14 protein-coding genes are annotated in these 14,952 nt (G+C 62.2%); 13 read left to right on the top strand and 1 reads right to left on the bottom strand.

All coding sequences use genetic code 11. From position 1 onward, the window contains the following. Positions 1 to 101: 101 nt before the first annotated feature. The 9 genes from IWX78_RS01720 to IWX78_RS01680 all read left to right on the top strand — a co-directional run bounded on the left by IWX78_RS01720 (position 102) and on the right by IWX78_RS01680 (position 8,981). Positions 102 to 884: a helix-turn-helix domain-containing protein gene (locus IWX78_RS01720; RefSeq protein ID WP_196831654.1), complete on the top strand. Its 783-nt coding sequence runs from the start codon at positions 102 to 104 to the stop codon at positions 882 to 884. Between the two features lie 488 nt (positions 885 to 1,372). After that, positions 1,373 to 2,833, top strand: a complete 1,461-nt coding sequence (locus IWX78_RS01715) for a terminase large subunit domain-containing protein (RefSeq protein WP_196831653.1) — start codon at positions 1,373 to 1,375, stop codon at positions 2,831 to 2,833. A gap of 24 nt (positions 2,834 to 2,857) precedes the next feature. Then, a complete protein-coding gene (locus tag IWX78_RS01710; protein ID WP_196831652.1) occupies positions 2,858 to 4,153 on the top strand; it encodes a phage portal protein in 1,296 nt (431 codons plus the stop codon). Continuing rightward, positions 4,150 to 4,713 (top strand): hypothetical protein, encoded by a 564-nt coding sequence (locus tag IWX78_RS01705; RefSeq protein ID WP_196831651.1) that lies wholly within the window; start codon positions 4,150 to 4,152, stop codon positions 4,711 to 4,713. Before IWX78_RS01710 ends, IWX78_RS01705 begins: the two co-directional genes overlap by 4 nt. Further along, positions 4,710 to 5,105 (top strand): DUF6093 family protein, encoded by a 396-nt coding sequence (locus IWX78_RS01700; RefSeq protein ID WP_196831650.1) that lies wholly within the window; start codon positions 4,710 to 4,712, stop codon positions 5,103 to 5,105. Before IWX78_RS01705 ends, IWX78_RS01700 begins: the two co-directional genes overlap by 4 nt. Continuing rightward, on the top strand, positions 5,105 to 5,530 hold the full coding sequence (locus IWX78_RS01695) for a hypothetical protein (RefSeq protein WP_196831649.1): 426 nt from the start codon (positions 5,105 to 5,107) through the stop codon (positions 5,528 to 5,530). The genes IWX78_RS01700 and IWX78_RS01695 overlap by 1 nt, the downstream gene beginning before the upstream one ends. 121 nt (positions 5,531 to 5,651) lie before the next feature. Beyond that, on the top strand, positions 5,652 to 6,524 hold the full coding sequence (locus tag IWX78_RS01690) for a phage major capsid protein (protein WP_196831648.1): 873 nt from the start codon (positions 5,652 to 5,654) through the stop codon (positions 6,522 to 6,524). A gap of 2 nt (positions 6,525 to 6,526) precedes the next feature. Further along, a complete protein-coding gene (locus IWX78_RS01685) occupies positions 6,527 to 6,847 on the top strand; it encodes a hypothetical protein (RefSeq protein WP_196831647.1) in 321 nt (106 codons plus the stop codon). Between the two features lie 1,378 nt (positions 6,848 to 8,225). Further along, entirely contained in the window at positions 8,226 to 8,981 is a 756-nt protein-coding gene (locus IWX78_RS01680) for a DedA family protein (RefSeq protein WP_334684498.1), read from the top strand. Here the strand turns inward: IWX78_RS01680 and IWX78_RS01675 are convergent. Continuing rightward, a complete protein-coding gene (locus IWX78_RS01675) occupies positions 8,976 to 9,536 on the bottom strand; it encodes a TetR family transcriptional regulator (RefSeq protein ID WP_196831646.1) in 561 nt (186 codons plus the stop codon). The two genes, IWX78_RS01680 and IWX78_RS01675, sit on opposite strands and share 6 nt — an antisense overlap. Before the next feature lie 57 nt (positions 9,537 to 9,593). Here IWX78_RS01675 and IWX78_RS01670 point away from each other — a divergent pair, with 57 nt between their 5' ends. From IWX78_RS01670 to IWX78_RS01655, 4 genes are all read left to right on the top strand, one after another. Then, a complete protein-coding gene (locus IWX78_RS01670; protein ID WP_196831645.1) occupies positions 9,594 to 10,661 on the top strand; it encodes an SDR family NAD(P)-dependent oxidoreductase in 1,068 nt (355 codons plus the stop codon). A 244-nt stretch (positions 10,662 to 10,905) separates the two neighbouring features. Next, positions 10,906 to 11,976, top strand: coding sequence for an extracellular solute-binding protein (locus IWX78_RS01665; protein ID WP_334684497.1), 1,071 nt, complete (start codon positions 10,906 to 10,908; stop codon positions 11,974 to 11,976). Between the two features lie 106 nt (positions 11,977 to 12,082). Next, positions 12,083 to 13,096, top strand: coding sequence for an ABC transporter ATP-binding protein (locus tag IWX78_RS01660; protein WP_196831644.1), 1,014 nt, complete (start codon positions 12,083 to 12,085; stop codon positions 13,094 to 13,096). A gap of 9 nt (positions 13,097 to 13,105) precedes the next feature. Further along, positions 13,106 to 14,911 carry an ABC transporter permease gene (locus IWX78_RS01655; protein WP_196831643.1) on the top strand — a complete coding sequence of 602 codons (1,806 nt, stop codon included), beginning with the start codon at positions 13,106 to 13,108 and terminating at the stop codon, positions 14,909 to 14,911. Positions 14,912 to 14,952 lie beyond the last annotated feature (41 nt).

Raw genomic sequence — 14,952 nt, 5'->3', positions numbered from 1 at the left:
ACAGCACACCAGATCGACAAGCCGAATACCGCTCCCGAATGGCCGTGATCGAGAAGGGGCTGGCCTACGGGTCGGCCCCGCTTCGTTAGGAAGGAGGCGAAATGGCTAATGAGAGTTTCACGATGATCCCGAACTGGGTAATCCGCGACTACGACTTCGACGCAAACGAATTGCTTGTCTACCTCGCGTTATTGAACCACCGCGACCACACGACCGGCACCGCTTATCCCTCGATATCGACCATCGCAAAAGAATCCCGAACGTCACCTAGGACAGTTCGCCGGACCCTGCCGATGCTCGAGCAGCGCGGCATTATCAAGGTCACACGGCGACCACTCGGCAACGGCAACAATGACCGAAACCTGTACTCAGTGGGCACGTTCAGCCGTCAGCCGCCTGTGGATAACTCCCGACGTAAGAAGGGTCCACGCTTCGAAAGTGCGTCGGAAGATCCGATACCCCCGGGCACAGTGCCACCACCTACTGGCAGCGTGCCACCACCCCCTGGTGGCAGCGTGGCACCCAAAGAAGAACCACCTACAAGTAGAACCAATGAAGAAGATCTCAGGTCGGAACTTTCGTCCCAACGTGCAATTTCTTTTGACGTGCATTCGCCATTAGCTACACAGCAACAGCTCGATTACCTGAATGATCTCTTCATCCACTTCAGCAGCGAGATCCCCAGCGAACACAACGTCAAGCAGTGGCAGCGAATGTCCACCGGTGAAGCCGCAATCCTCATTGACGCCTACCACAAGCAGATGCCCCGCTACGACGAGTACGAAGGCCCTGACTACGGTGACGACGCTTACAGCGCCCTCTCACCCAAGGGCCAGGAATGGGCAGACACAGGCTTCATCCCCGAACTAAGACAGGTCAGCTAATGACACAAAGGAATCAGAACAGCATGAATATCAAGATCCTCCGCGTACAAGGCAACCGCTCCAAAGGCCCCGTAGTCCTCAAGCGACGGGCGACAGTCCTATGACTCTCAAGCTCTGCGTCGTCTGCGCTGAACCAAGCGAAGGCAGCAGATGCAGCGACCACCCCGCACCAACCCAACCCAAAGCGTCAGCCTCACGACGCGGCTACGACTCCGCATGGTTCAGGCTCAGCCGACGAGCGCGACAGATCCAGCCCTGGTGCTCCGCCTGTGGCACCAAGGACGACCTCACAGGCGACCACCTCAGATGGCCAGCTAAGTCACTCGCAGACGTAGACGTGCTCTGTAGGTCATGCAACAGCGCGAAGGGCGCACCCGACGACACAGCGACACCCACGGGGATAGGGGCACTCGACCGCTCTAAGGGCCCCCGGGTGATGGCAAATATCCCGACTCTTATCGAGAACGGTTCTCATTTGTATCGGGGTGATGATGCCTAGGCCCGGTCCTAAGGCTCAGATCACCGCTGACGAGCTGGATTGGAGCGAGTATCCGGCGCGTGGCTGGGAGCGTGTCAGGGACTTCAGCAGCGACTTCCTGAAGGTGCCGAAGGGTGAGGGAGCTAAGCAGCCCTTCCTGTTGCGTGACTGGCAACTCGAGGTTGTCGAATCCTTGTATCCGTCAAACCGACCACGACCACGGCAGGCACTTCTGAGCATCCCGCGTGGCAACGGCAAGACAGGTCTGGCCGCTGTGCTGGGACTCTATGGCTTGTTCGCTGACGAAGTGGAGTCGCCGCAAGTCCTCGTTGTCGCGTCTACCGAGTTGCAGGCGAAGCACGTGTTCAACGCCGCTAAACGGATGATCGAACTCGATGAACGGTTGGCCGAGCGTGCGCACATCTTCAAGGACCGGATCGAGACGCCGCATAACGCTGGCGTGTTCCTGGCTCTGCCGGCTACCGAGTCGGCGCTTCAGGGTTACGACCCGACGTTGCAGATTGTGGACGAATTGCACGTTGTCACCCGCGAGGTTTGGGAAGCCGTCACGTCTGCCGCTGGCAAGCGCAAGGAATCGCTGACGCTGGCGATCTCGACCCCTTCAGATTCGCAAGAGTCCGTCATGTTCGACCTGGTGAAATATGGCCGCACCGGTCAAGATCCGTCTTTCGTGTTCCGCGAATGGGCTGCACCTGACGGTTGCGCGGTCGATGACGAAGCAGCGTGGCATATCGCTAACCCGGCGCTTGGCGACTTCCTGCACGTTGACGCTTTCCGTTCGACGGTGAAGACCACTCGTGAGGCAGCGTTCAGGCGTTACAGGCTGGGCCAGTGGGTCGGCTCGAATGACTCATGGTTGCCGTTCGGCGTCTGGGATAAACAGGCCGTGGATCGTGAACTGGTGCCGGGTGAACGTATCGTCCTTGGCTTCGACGGTTCAGCATCCGGCGACTCGACAGCACTGGTGGCGTGCACGATGGACGGCTTCATTGCACCTATCAATATCTGGAACAAACCGGACCATGCAGGATGGCGCGTGCCGCGTTCGGAAGTGACGAAGGCAGTCGATGACGCTTTCGACAAGTTCGACGTTGTGGAGCTGGCCTGTGACCCCTGGGGCTGGCGTTCCGAGATCGAAGACTGGGCCAAACGTCACGGCGAACGAAAAGTAGTCGAGTACAACACCGGCTTTCGTAACCGCATGGGACCGGCGACGGATCGACTTTATGCCGCTGTGCTCGACGGCTCGATGACCCACGACGGGGACAAGACCCTGAGCTTGCACGTCTCCCAGACTGTCGCTGTGCAGACCGCGATAGGCGCCATCGTCCAGAAAGACAAACGCAACAGCCCCCGAAAGATTGACGGCGCTGTAGCGGCCATTGTCGCGTTCGACCGCATGAGCTGGCACACCCGGAAGAAGTCCGGTCGTGTCGTCAGTTTCCGTTAGACCCTCAACAGAAAGCAGTTCCGAATGACCACGAATGACACGCTCGAAATCCTCACCGCGAAGCTCGACGAGTCACAGGCACCCCTGTCCCAGCTCGACCAGTACTTCGAGGGCCGTCAGCCTGCCGCGTTCCTGTCGCCTAAGTCTCAGGAAGCCCTGGGAAACAAGCTCCGTGTGCTGGGGGTGAACTTCCCCAAGCTTCTCGTGAACTCAGTGGCTGAACGGATGCAGGTCACCGGCTTCAGGGCTATCGGTGACAGCGCCGCCGACGAAACACTGTGGAAGGTCTGGCAGGCCAACGATCTTGAGTCTCAGGCGCACCTGGCGCACGTTGACAGCCTCACCTACGGGCGATCTTTCGTCACTGTTTGGTCCGGCCCTGAGATGCCCCGCGTGACTGTGGAGAGCGCTCGACAGATGACAGCCATCTTCGACCCGGCTTCTGGTGTCGTCCGGGCTGCACTGAAGAAATGGACCGACGGGAAGCAGCACTATGCGGTCCTGTACGAAGCCGAGCAGATCACCCGCTATGCCGGGAAGGAAAACGCGCTGAAGGTGACAGATGTTATCCCTAACCCGTTGCTGGAAGTGCCTGTCGTCCCCATCGTGAACCGGGCACGTCTGCTCGACTTTGACGGGTCCAGTGAGATGGCCGACATTCTCGACCTGACAGACGGACTGGCGAAGATCATGTCGGATGCCATGGTGTCGAGTGAGTATTACGCACGACCGCGCCGCTGGGTCACTGGGCTGGAAATTGTGGAAGACGACGAAGGCAACCCGGTCAACCCTTTCAGTGACGAGCTGGGCCGGTTGTGGCAGTCGGAGTCACCCGAGACGAAGTTCGGACAGTTCGACGGTTCAGGGCTGAATGGCTACGGTGACCTGTCCGCCGTTCTCACTCAGCAGATCGGTGCTGTGTCGGGTCTGCCGCCTCACTACCTGGGTTTGAACGGTGACCAGCCGCCGAGCGCTGACGCGATCCGTTCCGCTGAAGCGTCCCTTGTGGCGAAGGTCATTGGCAAGCAGCGCACCTATGGCCGGTCCTGGGCGAAGGTTGCCGACCTGGTGCTGAAGGTGGCGAACGGGCAGAACACCCGCGACTACGAAACCTTGTGGGCTGCACCTGACACCCGCACCCCGGCACAGGTAGCGGACGCCGCCGCGAAGCTCGCCGGTATCGGTGTGCCGCTCGCGTCAGTACTGGCAGACCCCATGGGTTACAGCCCGTCACAGATCGAACAGGTGATGCAGGCACAGCGCGCCGCGCAACTCTCCCAGGCTGGCACTGACCTGTCCGCCTTCCTGGTGACCGAATGAGTTACCAGGGCAGCCTCACCCGAATCAGGGAATCGACCAGCACGGACGTGATGAACGCATGGCACGCCTACGGTCTGGGCCGGATCTCGAAACCACAGTTTGTGCAGCTCGCGTCCGCTCTGATTCTGCAAGCGAAGGGACGCGCCGCGACCGTGGCAGACCTGGCCGTTTCGACCGAGCTGACCAGACTGTCTGGGTCCGTCCAGTTGCCGACAGGCGCACTCCCGAAGGTCTACAACCAGCCTGTGCTGGCCAAGGGTGTGCAGACGCTCCTGGACGCAGCAGAGGCCGGAGAAGACGTGACTGAACGCCTGTCCCGTTTCGCCCTGAACGCGCCCCTGGATGCCGCTGTGGACGTGTATGGGCAAGGCGTGGCCGCGTCCCAGCTTGTGGAGGGCTGGGTGAGGCAGATGGACGGTGACCCCTGCCAGCTCTGCCGCTACTGGTGGCGTGAAGGGCAAGTCTGGCCGAAGGGTCACAAGCTTCAGCATCACAAGGGCTGCGAATGCGTGCAGCGCCCCGTCCTGTACGAAAAACCCAGTAGGAGGAAACCAGTATGACCGCAACACAGGCCACCCTGAACGGGCGACGTGAAGCCGAGAAGCTCATGGTCACCCGCTGCGAGATCACCCGCGACACAGGCGAAGTCATCACCGACCCGATAACCGGCATCGATATGCCAGCCGTGTCTGTCGTCTACGAAGGAAAGTGCAAGATCCGGCTGAAGGGCGGCGTGAAGGATGCCGCAATTCCCGGAATGGTCCTCGCCGTGCAGCAGCTCGAGCTGTCACTTCCTGTCGATCAGTCCGCCGATGTTCGGAACCTCGACGTGATGACCGTCACCACCAACCCGCTCGACCTCGCGCTTGTGGGAAAAAAGTTCAACATCAAGGGCCAGCAGGCCCAAAGCTACGCAACCGCACGACGATTCGAAATCGAAGGGACAAACTAATGACCGACCAGATTACCGCCGAGGAAACCACCGAAGACCAGACAGACGAGATCCAGCCCGAAGCACAGCCCGAACAGGTGGACACGGCACAGGGCGACGCTGAAACGTTCCCACGTGAGTACGTCGAAGACCTCCGCAAAGAGAACGGGAAGTACCGTCAGCGTGCACAACAGGCCGACGAGCTGGCAACACGGCTGCACTCCGCTCTGGTGGCCGCTACAGGCCGTTTGGCTGACCCGTCCGACCTTCCCTTTGATGAAGCACACCTGAGCGACCCTGACACGCTCACAGCCGCCGTCGATGCTCTTGTGACTGCGAAGCCTCACCTTGCCAGCCGTAAACCGTTCGGTGACATTGGGCAGGGTGCGCGACCAGCCAGCGACGGCTTCAACCTGGCCGGGCTACTCCGCTCGACCGCAGGCTAAACACGTCAACGCAGGTTGACACCGTACCCCCTGGGGCGTATCGTAATTGATACCCCTGGGGGGTATTCCGCGTTAGTGGGTCTGGCATCCAAACGAACACACACAATCGTTTGGAGAAACCATGGCCGTATCAACCGCCACCGCCCCGGAACTGACTCACGAGCAGGTCCAGTCCATCCTCGTCAAGCCGCTCGAAGCTGTCTCACAGTTCCTTGCCGCCGGCCCCCGGATCTTCGACACGGACGGTAACGCCATCCGTCTTCCGAAGCTCGGTGGAGCGACCAGCCCCGCCTGGTACGGCGAGAATGAGCAGATCACCAACAGCGACGTGGACTTCGATGAAATCACGCTCCTTCCGTCCACCATCAAGAGCGTCAAGACCCTCACCCGCTTCAGCAACGAGCTGGCACGTCAGTCTGTCGTCTCCCTCGATGCAGCGATCAAGGATCGACTCGTCAAGGACGTAGCTGACAAGCTCGACACCGCCTTCATTGCCGGAACCGGCGACGCTGGCACTACCCCCGTTGGAATCCTCAACTACGCCGGTACTCAGTCCGTTGCCACCGTTGGCGCTATCAGCTTCGATGCCCTTCTGGATGGCTGGGCACTCGCACTGGGCGCAAACGTCAACCTCGATGCCGTCAAGTGGATGATGCGCCCCGAAACCTTCGTCGCACTCCGCAAGGCCAAGGACACGCAGGAGCGTTACCAGCTCACCCCTGACCCGACACAGGACGGCGTGTTCCGTCTGTTCGGTGCCCCGGTCATCATCACTAACCGCATTCCGGTTGTCGGCACCACGACGAAGACCACTCAGGCAGTCCTGGCCGACTTCAGCCAGATCGCCGTGGCACGCGATCAGGCACCGTCCGTCAAGATCCTCGACCAGACTTTCGGAGACTACGACCAGCAGGCCATCCGCGTCACCGCACGTTACGACGCGGCCCCGCTGAACCCCGAAGCTGTCGTCATCCTCAAGGGCATCACCGCGTAACCATGGCTGCACCTACCGCAACCGATGTTGCCAACTACCTCGACCGGGGTGACGACTTCGAACTCGTCACCCTGGCCGGGGTGCACCTGCCGCTGATAACGCAACTGGTCAAGGCGTACACGCGGGGCAACGGCTTCACCGCCGACGTGCCTGACGACATTGTGCGCGCTGTCATCATCTCCGCTACCGCGAGACTGACGCAGAACCCTGACGGAACGATCACGGTGAACATTGACGACTTCCAGACACGTAAGACCGTGTTTGAAGGATTCAGCCTCATTGAGCGGGTAGTCCTCGACGGCTACCGGCGTAAGGCTGCATAGACCAGCGTGAACCTCACCTGCCTATTGGAGTACAGCCGTAGGATGACCGGGATGGATGGTTAGCGAGGGCTCCCTTTCGCCCGATGACCTGCCAGCGCTGCACACGCAATGCCCCTAGATTAGATTCCCAGCTAGGGGCATTGCCATGCGCCAACGAATGACGTGTCAGGCGACCAGTAGTCGGCCGGTTCAGGATCCGGCTGGTTGGAGAAGAACTGGCTCGGGCGTTCCAGGCTTTGCGAAATCAGTTACCCGAGCCAGGTCAAGGTTTGACCGTGATCTGGCTCCAGGAGGTCCCTTACGTTGACCAAGTTGCTGTCTACAACTCGGTCAAGATCAAGTCGGGTGTCATCTCCGGATCGAGGAAGCCGTGTCGCCAATTGGCGACACTCCTATTCATATTTCCGAGTTCGAGGCGCGCGACATTGAGCAACTTTCCCACCTGGGAAAGTTGACGCCGCCCGACACGATCATCGCGTTGGTCGCGAAGTCATAAGGCGAAGGCTTCGTAATCACCTCTGCACCCGAGGTGATTTTCTGGGGACGCCCAGCGCCCTCTCCTCTGGCCCGGATGTCGATTCGCAATGACCTGGATCGGTCCCGATTCGACCAAGGTCTCAACCAAGTGCCCGCTCGGAGCGGCGCATCGGCGGGACAGGGGGAGACAGGTGTCTCCCCCTGACGGAAGTCACGCTGCACGGTCCCGGCTCAGGTGTAGTGATTCACTACACCTGCGTGGTCGCGAAGTCATAAGGCGAGTCTCACCGATGTGTTGATAACACATCGGTGCTCCCCAGCCCTTCTACATTCGCCCGGGGCGACTACCGCCGCGGCGAGACCATCGTCCGCGTAGACCCTCGTCCCGATTCGACCAAGGTCTCAACTAAGGGATTCTTTCCCCAGCGCAAGCGACCGGGCGTTGACGCTAACTATCGACAAAGTCGAGATGCGACTTTGTCGTCTCCCAGCTAGGGGCATTGTTCTGCCCACATTTTGCCCACATTCGCCCGCAAAACCACCTGATTGAAGCCGGAGTAATGTGACCGAAAAGCCGCGTAAAGACAGGGGAGTTAGGCAACTTCCGCATGGTTACGGCGGTCGAAATAGAGTTCAAATCCCGCCGTCTCCGCCACAAACGCTTGAAACCCTCACTGTTCAGTGAGGGTTTTTGCGTTGGTCGCGGCGTTGCGTGGACAAAAAGGGTCGCGGTTCGCGTCGGGGTGCAGCCGTTTGTGTCGTATGAGGGCGCTGGGGCGGGTCGGCGGCATCCGACGCGCTCAGGGGTTTCAGAGCATCGCCTGTGAAGCTGGCCGTGTCCGCCCAGGCATCGTCGGAGTTGTCGTTGCCGCAGTCCCATCCACTGTGGAGAACAACACCCATGCATCTGGCACCAGGCACAGCACTCGCCGCCGCGTCCGACTCGACCTCGGCCGGCGTCGCAGACGGCATCGCCCAGTGGGCCATCGACATCATGGAGGCGCTCGGTCCGGTCGGGGCCGGCCTCATCGTGTTTCTCGAGAACGTGTTCCCTCCGATCCCGAGTGAGATCATCCTTCCGCTCGCCGGCTTCACCGCCAGCCAGGGGTCGTTCTCGGTCGCCGCGGCCATCTTCTGGACCACCATCGGCTCGATCGTCGGCGCGTTCGTGCTCTACGGTCTCGGCCGCTGGCTCGGCCACGACCGCACCGTCCGGCTGGCCGCACGCATCCCGTTCGTCGACCCGGACGACATCGTGCGCACCGTGGCCTGGTTCGGCCGTCACGGCAAAAAAGCGGTCTTCTTCGGCCGGATGCTGCCCATTTTCCGCAGTCTCATCTCCATCCCGGCCGGCATCGAGAAGATGAGCATCGTCACCTTCGGTCTGCTCACCGCGGCCGGGTCGCTCATCTGGAACAGCATCTTCGTTCTCGCGGGGTTCCTGCTCGGCGAGAAGTGGGCCGTTGTGCTCGAGTACGCGGACGCCCTCAAATACCTGGTGATCGCCGGTGTGGCCGTGCTCGTTGTGTGGTGGGTCGTGCGGATGGTCCTCCGTCGCCGGGCTCGCCGGCGCATGGAGCTCAGTACCGCGGATGGCGCCTCCGACTCGGATGAGTTCGATGACGAGCCAGTGGACACCAGCCGTCGGAGCCTATGAGCCCGCGCTGAATGCAGCGTGAAACAACGCCCAGGCTCGTCGCCCGACGTCGGCTCGGTCGCCGGGTTCGCTCCGCGCAAGCACCCCGGCCATCATCGAGATGGCGAGAACGACATCGTCGACATCGACGTGCGCGCCGAGTCGCCCAGCTGACTTCTCGCGCTCGACGACACGCTCCACCAGCGCGCGCAAGCGTTCACCGAGGTGGGCCACCCGCTCGTCGTGTGGGTGCGCGGTGATCGTGTCGATGAGCGCAGTCGAAACGAGCGCCTGTTCGACCACCAGCTCCAGAAGGTCGTCGAGCGTGCGCGCCTGGTCGTTCAGCGCGACCTCGAGTTCCCCGATGTTCTCTTCGAAGACCGCAGCGGCGAGGGCGATGCGATCGGGGAAGTGGCGGTAGAGGCTGCCCTGGCCGACACCAGCCTTCCGCGCAACGGAACTGAGCGGAGCCGAGATCCCCTCCGACGCGAAGACCTCGCGTGCGGCATCGATGAGCGCACGGCGATTCTCTGGCCCTGCGCTGGGGCCACGATTCGCTTTCGCAGGGGACGGCATCCGTGTAGCCTACAACCGGACAGTGTTGTCCGGTACCCGACAAGAAAGAGGCACTCCATGGCATCCTCCTCCACCCTCTCCGGCGATTCCTCGGTCGGCACCTGGCTCGATCACCCCGTCGGCGGGCCCATCCTGCGTGACCTGCTCGCCCAGGCCGGGCAGACCGCAGACACGCTTCGGCCCGTCCGCCGCCTCGCGATCAAGCGACTGGTCAAGCTCAGCAAAGGCTCCTTCCCGCCTGAGCTCATCGACGAACTCGTCCGCCGCGTCGACGCGGGCGATGTGCCTGCGAACGCTCCGTCCGCAGGCACCGAGACGGATGCCGCACCCGCCACGCAGGAAGCATCTGCTGTCGAGCGCCCCGAGTGGGTCGAGCGCATCAGCGACGGCCGCTTCACCGGTAAGACCGTCATTGTCACCGGCGCAGGGTCAGGCATCGGCCGCGCCACCGCGTCACGGGTCGCTCGTGAGGGTGGCCGCGTGATCGCCGTCGACATCTCGCGCGAGCGCCTCGACGACCTCGTCGGCGAGTTCGCGTCTGCAGACATCGTCGCCGTCACCGGAGACATCACCGACGACGCGGCGATCGCGTCGATCGTGGCAGCGGCCGGTGACCGGATCGACGCCCTCGCGAACGTCGCCGGAATCATGGACGACATGACGCCGGTCCACGAGGTGACAGACGCCGTCTGGAACCGCGTCTTTGCGATCAACGTCACAGGCACGATGAAGCTCATACGCGCGGTCGTTCCGTCGATGCTGGCGCGCGAGAGCGGGTCGATCGTCAACGTCGCATCCGAAGCAGCGCTTCGCGGGTCGGCAGCCGGTGCGGCGTACACGGCATCGAAGCACGCCGTTGCCGGACTGACCAAGTCGAGCGCGTTCATGTACGGGCCGAGCGGCATCCGCGTGAATGCTGTCGCCCCCGGCCCCACCATCACGAACATCGAAGCGAAATTCGCCTCCGCCCTGGGCGCCGAGCGGGTGCGCGCGGGCATGGCGGTCATGCCTGAGGCGGTGGAGGGTGATGCCCTCGCCGCCTCGATCACCTTCCTGCTCAGCGACGACGGAGTGAATGTCAACGGTGTGATCCTCGCCAGCGACGGCGGCTGGTCAGCCGCCTGACCCCTCGCGAGTTGCCGGGTTTGAGGGGGTCCTGAGCGCCGCACACCCGTCAAAGTCGGCAACTCGCGGAGAGATCGTGCCCTAGCAGACGTTGTCAACTGGCAGGCGAATAACGGGCGAAGTTTGTCGATTGACGTGGAATCGACCGGTCGATCCCTACTTCGTGGGTAGGTTGAGGAGCACTGTATTTCACATGCTCAGCATGGGGCGACCAGGGGGTTGTCGCTGCTCGAAAGGACTGAACGTGAACAAGCGTCATTGGGGGGCAGCGCTTGCTGTTCTCACGATCTCAACCGTCGGACTTGCCGGCTGCTCGGCAGACCCGGCAGGGTCCGGCTCCGGCGGAGGCGACGAGGGCGGCACCCTCATCGTCTACACCAACTCGAACTCGGACGGCCGTGGTGAGTGGATCACCGAAAAGGCCGCTGACGAGGGCATCGACATCGAAATCGTCGGCCTCGGTGGCGCCGACCTCGCCAACCGCATCGTCGCGGAGAAGAACAACCCCGTCGGCGACGTGGTGTTCGGCCTCAACAACATGTATTTCGAGACGCTGAAGTCCGAAGAGGCCATCACTGCGTACGAGCCGTCGTGGGCCGGTGAGGTCGACCAGGAGTCGGGCGACCCGGACGACGGGGCTTTCTGGCCGCTCGTCGAGCAGGCGATCGTCACCGTCTACGACACGAATACCGTCTCGGAATCGGATGCTCCTGACGACACGAGCGACCTCTGGACCGACGACCAGTACGACGGTCGTTACGAGGTCAACACCCTCCTCGGCCAGGCGACGACGCAGCTCGTCCTCGCCGGACTGCTCACACAGCACCTCGACGAGGACGGCGACCTCGGTGTCTCCGACGAGGGCTGGGAAGAGGTCGAGGCTTACTTCGCTCACGGCTCGCCGGCCACGGAAGGGACCGACCTGTACGTGCGCCTCACCAACGGTGAAGTCGACTACGGCGTACTCCCGTCGAGCGGCATCACCGCTCGCGACGCTAAGTACGGGACCGTGACCGGTGTCATCTCTCCCGAGGTCGGAGTACCGTACGTCACCGAGCAGATCTCGGTGATCGCCGGCACGCCCAGGCAGGCCCAGGCAGAAAAGTTCATCGACTGGTTCGGCAGCGCAGAGGTCCAGGGCGAGTTTGCGCAGGAGTTCTCCGCATACCCCGTCAACGAACAGGCCCGTGAGCAGGCGCTGCCTGAGGTCATCGAACTGATCGACTCCCTCGAGAAGCAGGACATCGACTACGGCTTCGTGCGCGAGAACATCGCCGCCTGGGTTGAGAAGACCGAACTCGAGTACCTGCCCTGATCCGATAGTTCCCCTCGGGGAGAGGCGGTCGCGGAGCATCCTGTTCCGCGACCGCCACCAGACATTGCCCGGTCGTTCACTGCTGAACGGGCCGGTTGGAGCACAGATGATCACCTACGAGAACGTCGAAGTCCGATTCGGTGAGCAGGTCGCCATCCCCGACCTCAACCTCCACGTCGATGAGGGCGAGTTCTTCACCCTGCTCGGTCCATCGGGCTGTGGCAAGACGACGGCACTGCGCACGCTCGCCGGCTTCATCGAGCCGAGCCGTGGCACGGTTCTCATCGACGGGAAGGATGCCACCCGGCTGCCGAGCGAGAAACGTCGCGTGGGCATGGTGTTCCAGAACTATGCGCTCTTTCCGAGCATGAGCGTCGGCGCGAATATCGCCTTCGGTCTCGACGTGCGTAGAACGAAGAAGGCCGAGTCAGAGCGGCTGGTCAACGAGATCGCCGACCAGGTCGAACTCACCCGTGACCAACTCGACAAGAACGTCTCCGAGCTGTCGGGTGGTCAGCAGCAGCGGGTCGCCATCGCTCGGGCGCTCGTGTTGAAGCCACGCATCCTTCTGCTCGACGAACCGCTCTCCAACCTCGACGCGAAGCTGCGCGTGCAGTTGCGGGAGCAGCTCAAGAACCTGCAGAGCGAGCTCGGCATCACGACGGTATACGTCACGCACGATCAGGAAGAGGCGCTCACGATGAGCGACCGGATCGCCGTGTTCAACAAGGGCGTCGTCGAACAGGTCGGCTCGCCTGAAGACATCTACGATCGGTCGGCGACCGAGTTCGTCTCCACCTTCGTCGGTGCAATCAATGCGCTGTCGCCGGACTTCGTCCAGCGCCTCGTCGACGCGGGGGCCACCGGCATCGACCCGGCGAAACCCTCGTACCTTCGGCGCGAGAAGGTGTCGTTGCATCCACCGCGAACGGGCACCGCCGGCATCCGTCTCGACGGCATCGTCGCCGGCCGCACCTATCACGGGGCGTACAGCACCTATGTTGTCGAATCCGCAGGGACGACGCTCATCGCCATGGTCACCGAGAACGGTGAGGCGGTGCTGCCGCCCGGCTCGACGGCCGATCTGTACATCGACCCCGCCTCGATCCTGCAGTACTGAGGCGCCGACATGCGAGGTTCGTCACTCCGGGCAATGCTCCGGTCGCCGCTGGTCCTGGTCGTCTCGGTGATCCTGCTCTGGTTCATCGCCACCTTCCTGCTGTTCCCCAACATCAACCTGCTCGTCTCGACGTTCTTCCCCGGCGGAGAGTTCAGCGCGCGCGCTGTCGAGAAATTGTTCAGTTCCGAACGTGCGATGACGAGCCTGTGGCACAGCTTTCTTCTTGCCATTACGCTCTCGGTGACGGTCAATGTCGTCGGCATCTTCATCGTGCTCGTCACGAAATACTTCCAGATCCGCGGGTCCCGGGTGCTCTTTCTCGGCTACGCGACGACCCTGATCTACGGCGGCATCGTCCTCGCCGCAGGCTACAACTTCATTTACGGCCGTTACGGCTTCATCACGAACGCGGTGCGCAACGTGTGGCCTGAGGTCGACCCGAACTGGTTCTCCGGCTTCTTCGCCGTGCTGCTGGTGATGACGTTCGCCACAACGACCAACCACATGCTGTTCCTGTCGTCGTCACTCGCGAAGATCGACTACCAGACCATCGAAGCAGCGCGCAACATGGGGGCCTCGACCTGGCGCATCCTGTGGAAGATCGTGCTCCCGGCCCTGCGGCCGATGATCTTCGCCGTCACCGTGCTGACCTTCCTCACCGGATTGGGAGCGCTGACGGCGCCCATCGTGCTCGGTGGCGCCGACTTCCAGACCATCGCGCCGATGATCGTCACCTTCTCGAAGAGCGCAAGCTCACGCGACCTCGCGGCGCTGCTCGCAATCATCCTGGGCCTTGCCACGATCCTCCTGCTCGCCATCATGAACCGGGTCGAGAAATCCGGCGTGTACTTCTCGGTCGCGAAGGTCGCCACCCCGCTGCAGAAACAGCGGATTCCGAACCGGGCCGCGAACGGTATCGTGCACGTTGTCGCCTACGCCCTCTTCCTCGTCTATGTCACACCGGTGCTTCTCATCGTGCTGTTCTCCTTCCTCGATTCGACGGCCATCCTCACGGGCACGATCACCTGGGATGCCTTCACGCTCGGCAACTACGCCACGGTCTTCAGCTCTGCAGACGCGTTGCGGCCGTTCATTGTGAGCCTCGTCTACAGCGCGCTTGCCGCCCTCATCGTCGTCGGCGGGCTGCTCTTCGTGGCGCGGGTGATCCAGAAGTACCGCAACACCGTGACATCCACTCTCGAATACCTGCTGCACATCCCGTGGATCCTACCGACGATCCTCATCGCGCTGGCCCTGGTGATGACCTTCGACCGGCCCAATCCGCTGATCGGCGGCCAGGTGCTGACCGGAACCACGGTGCTGCTGCTCGTGGCTTACGTGATCGTCAAGGTGCCGTTCACACTGCGCCTGCTCAAGGCCGCTTTCGCCTCGGTGCCCGACTCGCTCGAGGATGCCGCCCGCATCCTCGGGGCGAAATCGTTCTTCACGTTCCGGCGCGTGCTGTTTCCCCTGGTGATCCCGACAGCGGCAGCAATCACGGCACTGAACTTCAACAGCCTCCTCGACGACTACGACGCCGCGGTCTTCCTGTACCACCCGCTGTTCGAACCGCTCGGCATCGCGATCAAACAGAGCACCGAGGGTGAGAACAACCTCGACTCGATGTCGATCACGTTCGTCTACACCGTGCTGCTGATGATCATCATGGGCCTCACGATGTACCTCGTCTACGGTCGCTCGGGTCGTCCGAAAAAGCGGCGCGGGCAGAAGACAGTGTCAGCAGGCATCAGCCCGACAACGGATTCCGACCCGGCGGATGCCACGACGGCGGCGGTGTCGAACGCTCGCTCGTGAGACTGCGGAAATCCTGCGCTTACACGCGGGGCTAACCTGAT

The organism is Mycetocola sp. CAN_C7 (assembly GCF_015752285.1).
GTDB lineage: Bacteria > Actinomycetota > Actinomycetes > Actinomycetales > Microbacteriaceae > Mycetocola_A.
The sequence above is the reverse complement of the archived record's forward strand: the minus strand, read 5'-3'. Positions and strand labels throughout refer to the sequence as shown.

Excerpts from the sequence above, each read along its gene's own strand:
- IWX78_RS01670 (WP_196831645.1), top strand. The coding sequence starts at position 9,594 with ATGGCATCCTCCTCCACCCTCTCCGGCGATTCCTCGGTCGGCACCTGG.
- IWX78_RS01695 (WP_196831649.1), top strand. The coding sequence starts at position 5,105 with ATGACCGACCAGATTACCGCCGAGGAAACCACCGAAGACCAGACAGAC.
- IWX78_RS01675 (WP_196831646.1), bottom strand. The coding sequence starts at position 9,536 with ATGCCGTCCCCTGCGAAAGCGAATCGTGGCCCCAGCGCAGGGCCAGAG.
- IWX78_RS01690 (WP_196831648.1), top strand. The coding sequence starts at position 5,652 with ATGGCCGTATCAACCGCCACCGCCCCGGAACTGACTCACGAGCAGGTC.
- IWX78_RS01720 (WP_196831654.1), top strand. The coding sequence starts at position 102 with ATGGCTAATGAGAGTTTCACGATGATCCCGAACTGGGTAATCCGCGAC.
- IWX78_RS01700 (WP_196831650.1), top strand. The coding sequence starts at position 4,710 with ATGACCGCAACACAGGCCACCCTGAACGGGCGACGTGAAGCCGAGAAG.
- IWX78_RS01705 (WP_196831651.1), top strand. The coding sequence starts at position 4,150 with ATGAGTTACCAGGGCAGCCTCACCCGAATCAGGGAATCGACCAGCACG.
- IWX78_RS01655 (WP_196831643.1), top strand. The coding sequence starts at position 13,106 with ATGCGAGGTTCGTCACTCCGGGCAATGCTCCGGTCGCCGCTGGTCCTG.
- IWX78_RS01680 (WP_334684498.1), top strand. The coding sequence starts at position 8,226 with ATGCATCTGGCACCAGGCACAGCACTCGCCGCCGCGTCCGACTCGACC.
- IWX78_RS01715 (WP_196831653.1), top strand. The coding sequence starts at position 1,373 with ATGATGCCTAGGCCCGGTCCTAAGGCTCAGATCACCGCTGACGAGCTG.
- IWX78_RS01685 (WP_196831647.1), top strand. The coding sequence starts at position 6,527 with ATGGCTGCACCTACCGCAACCGATGTTGCCAACTACCTCGACCGGGGT.
- IWX78_RS01710 (WP_196831652.1), top strand. The coding sequence starts at position 2,858 with ATGACCACGAATGACACGCTCGAAATCCTCACCGCGAAGCTCGACGAG.
- IWX78_RS01660 (WP_196831644.1), top strand. The coding sequence starts at position 12,083 with ATGATCACCTACGAGAACGTCGAAGTCCGATTCGGTGAGCAGGTCGCC.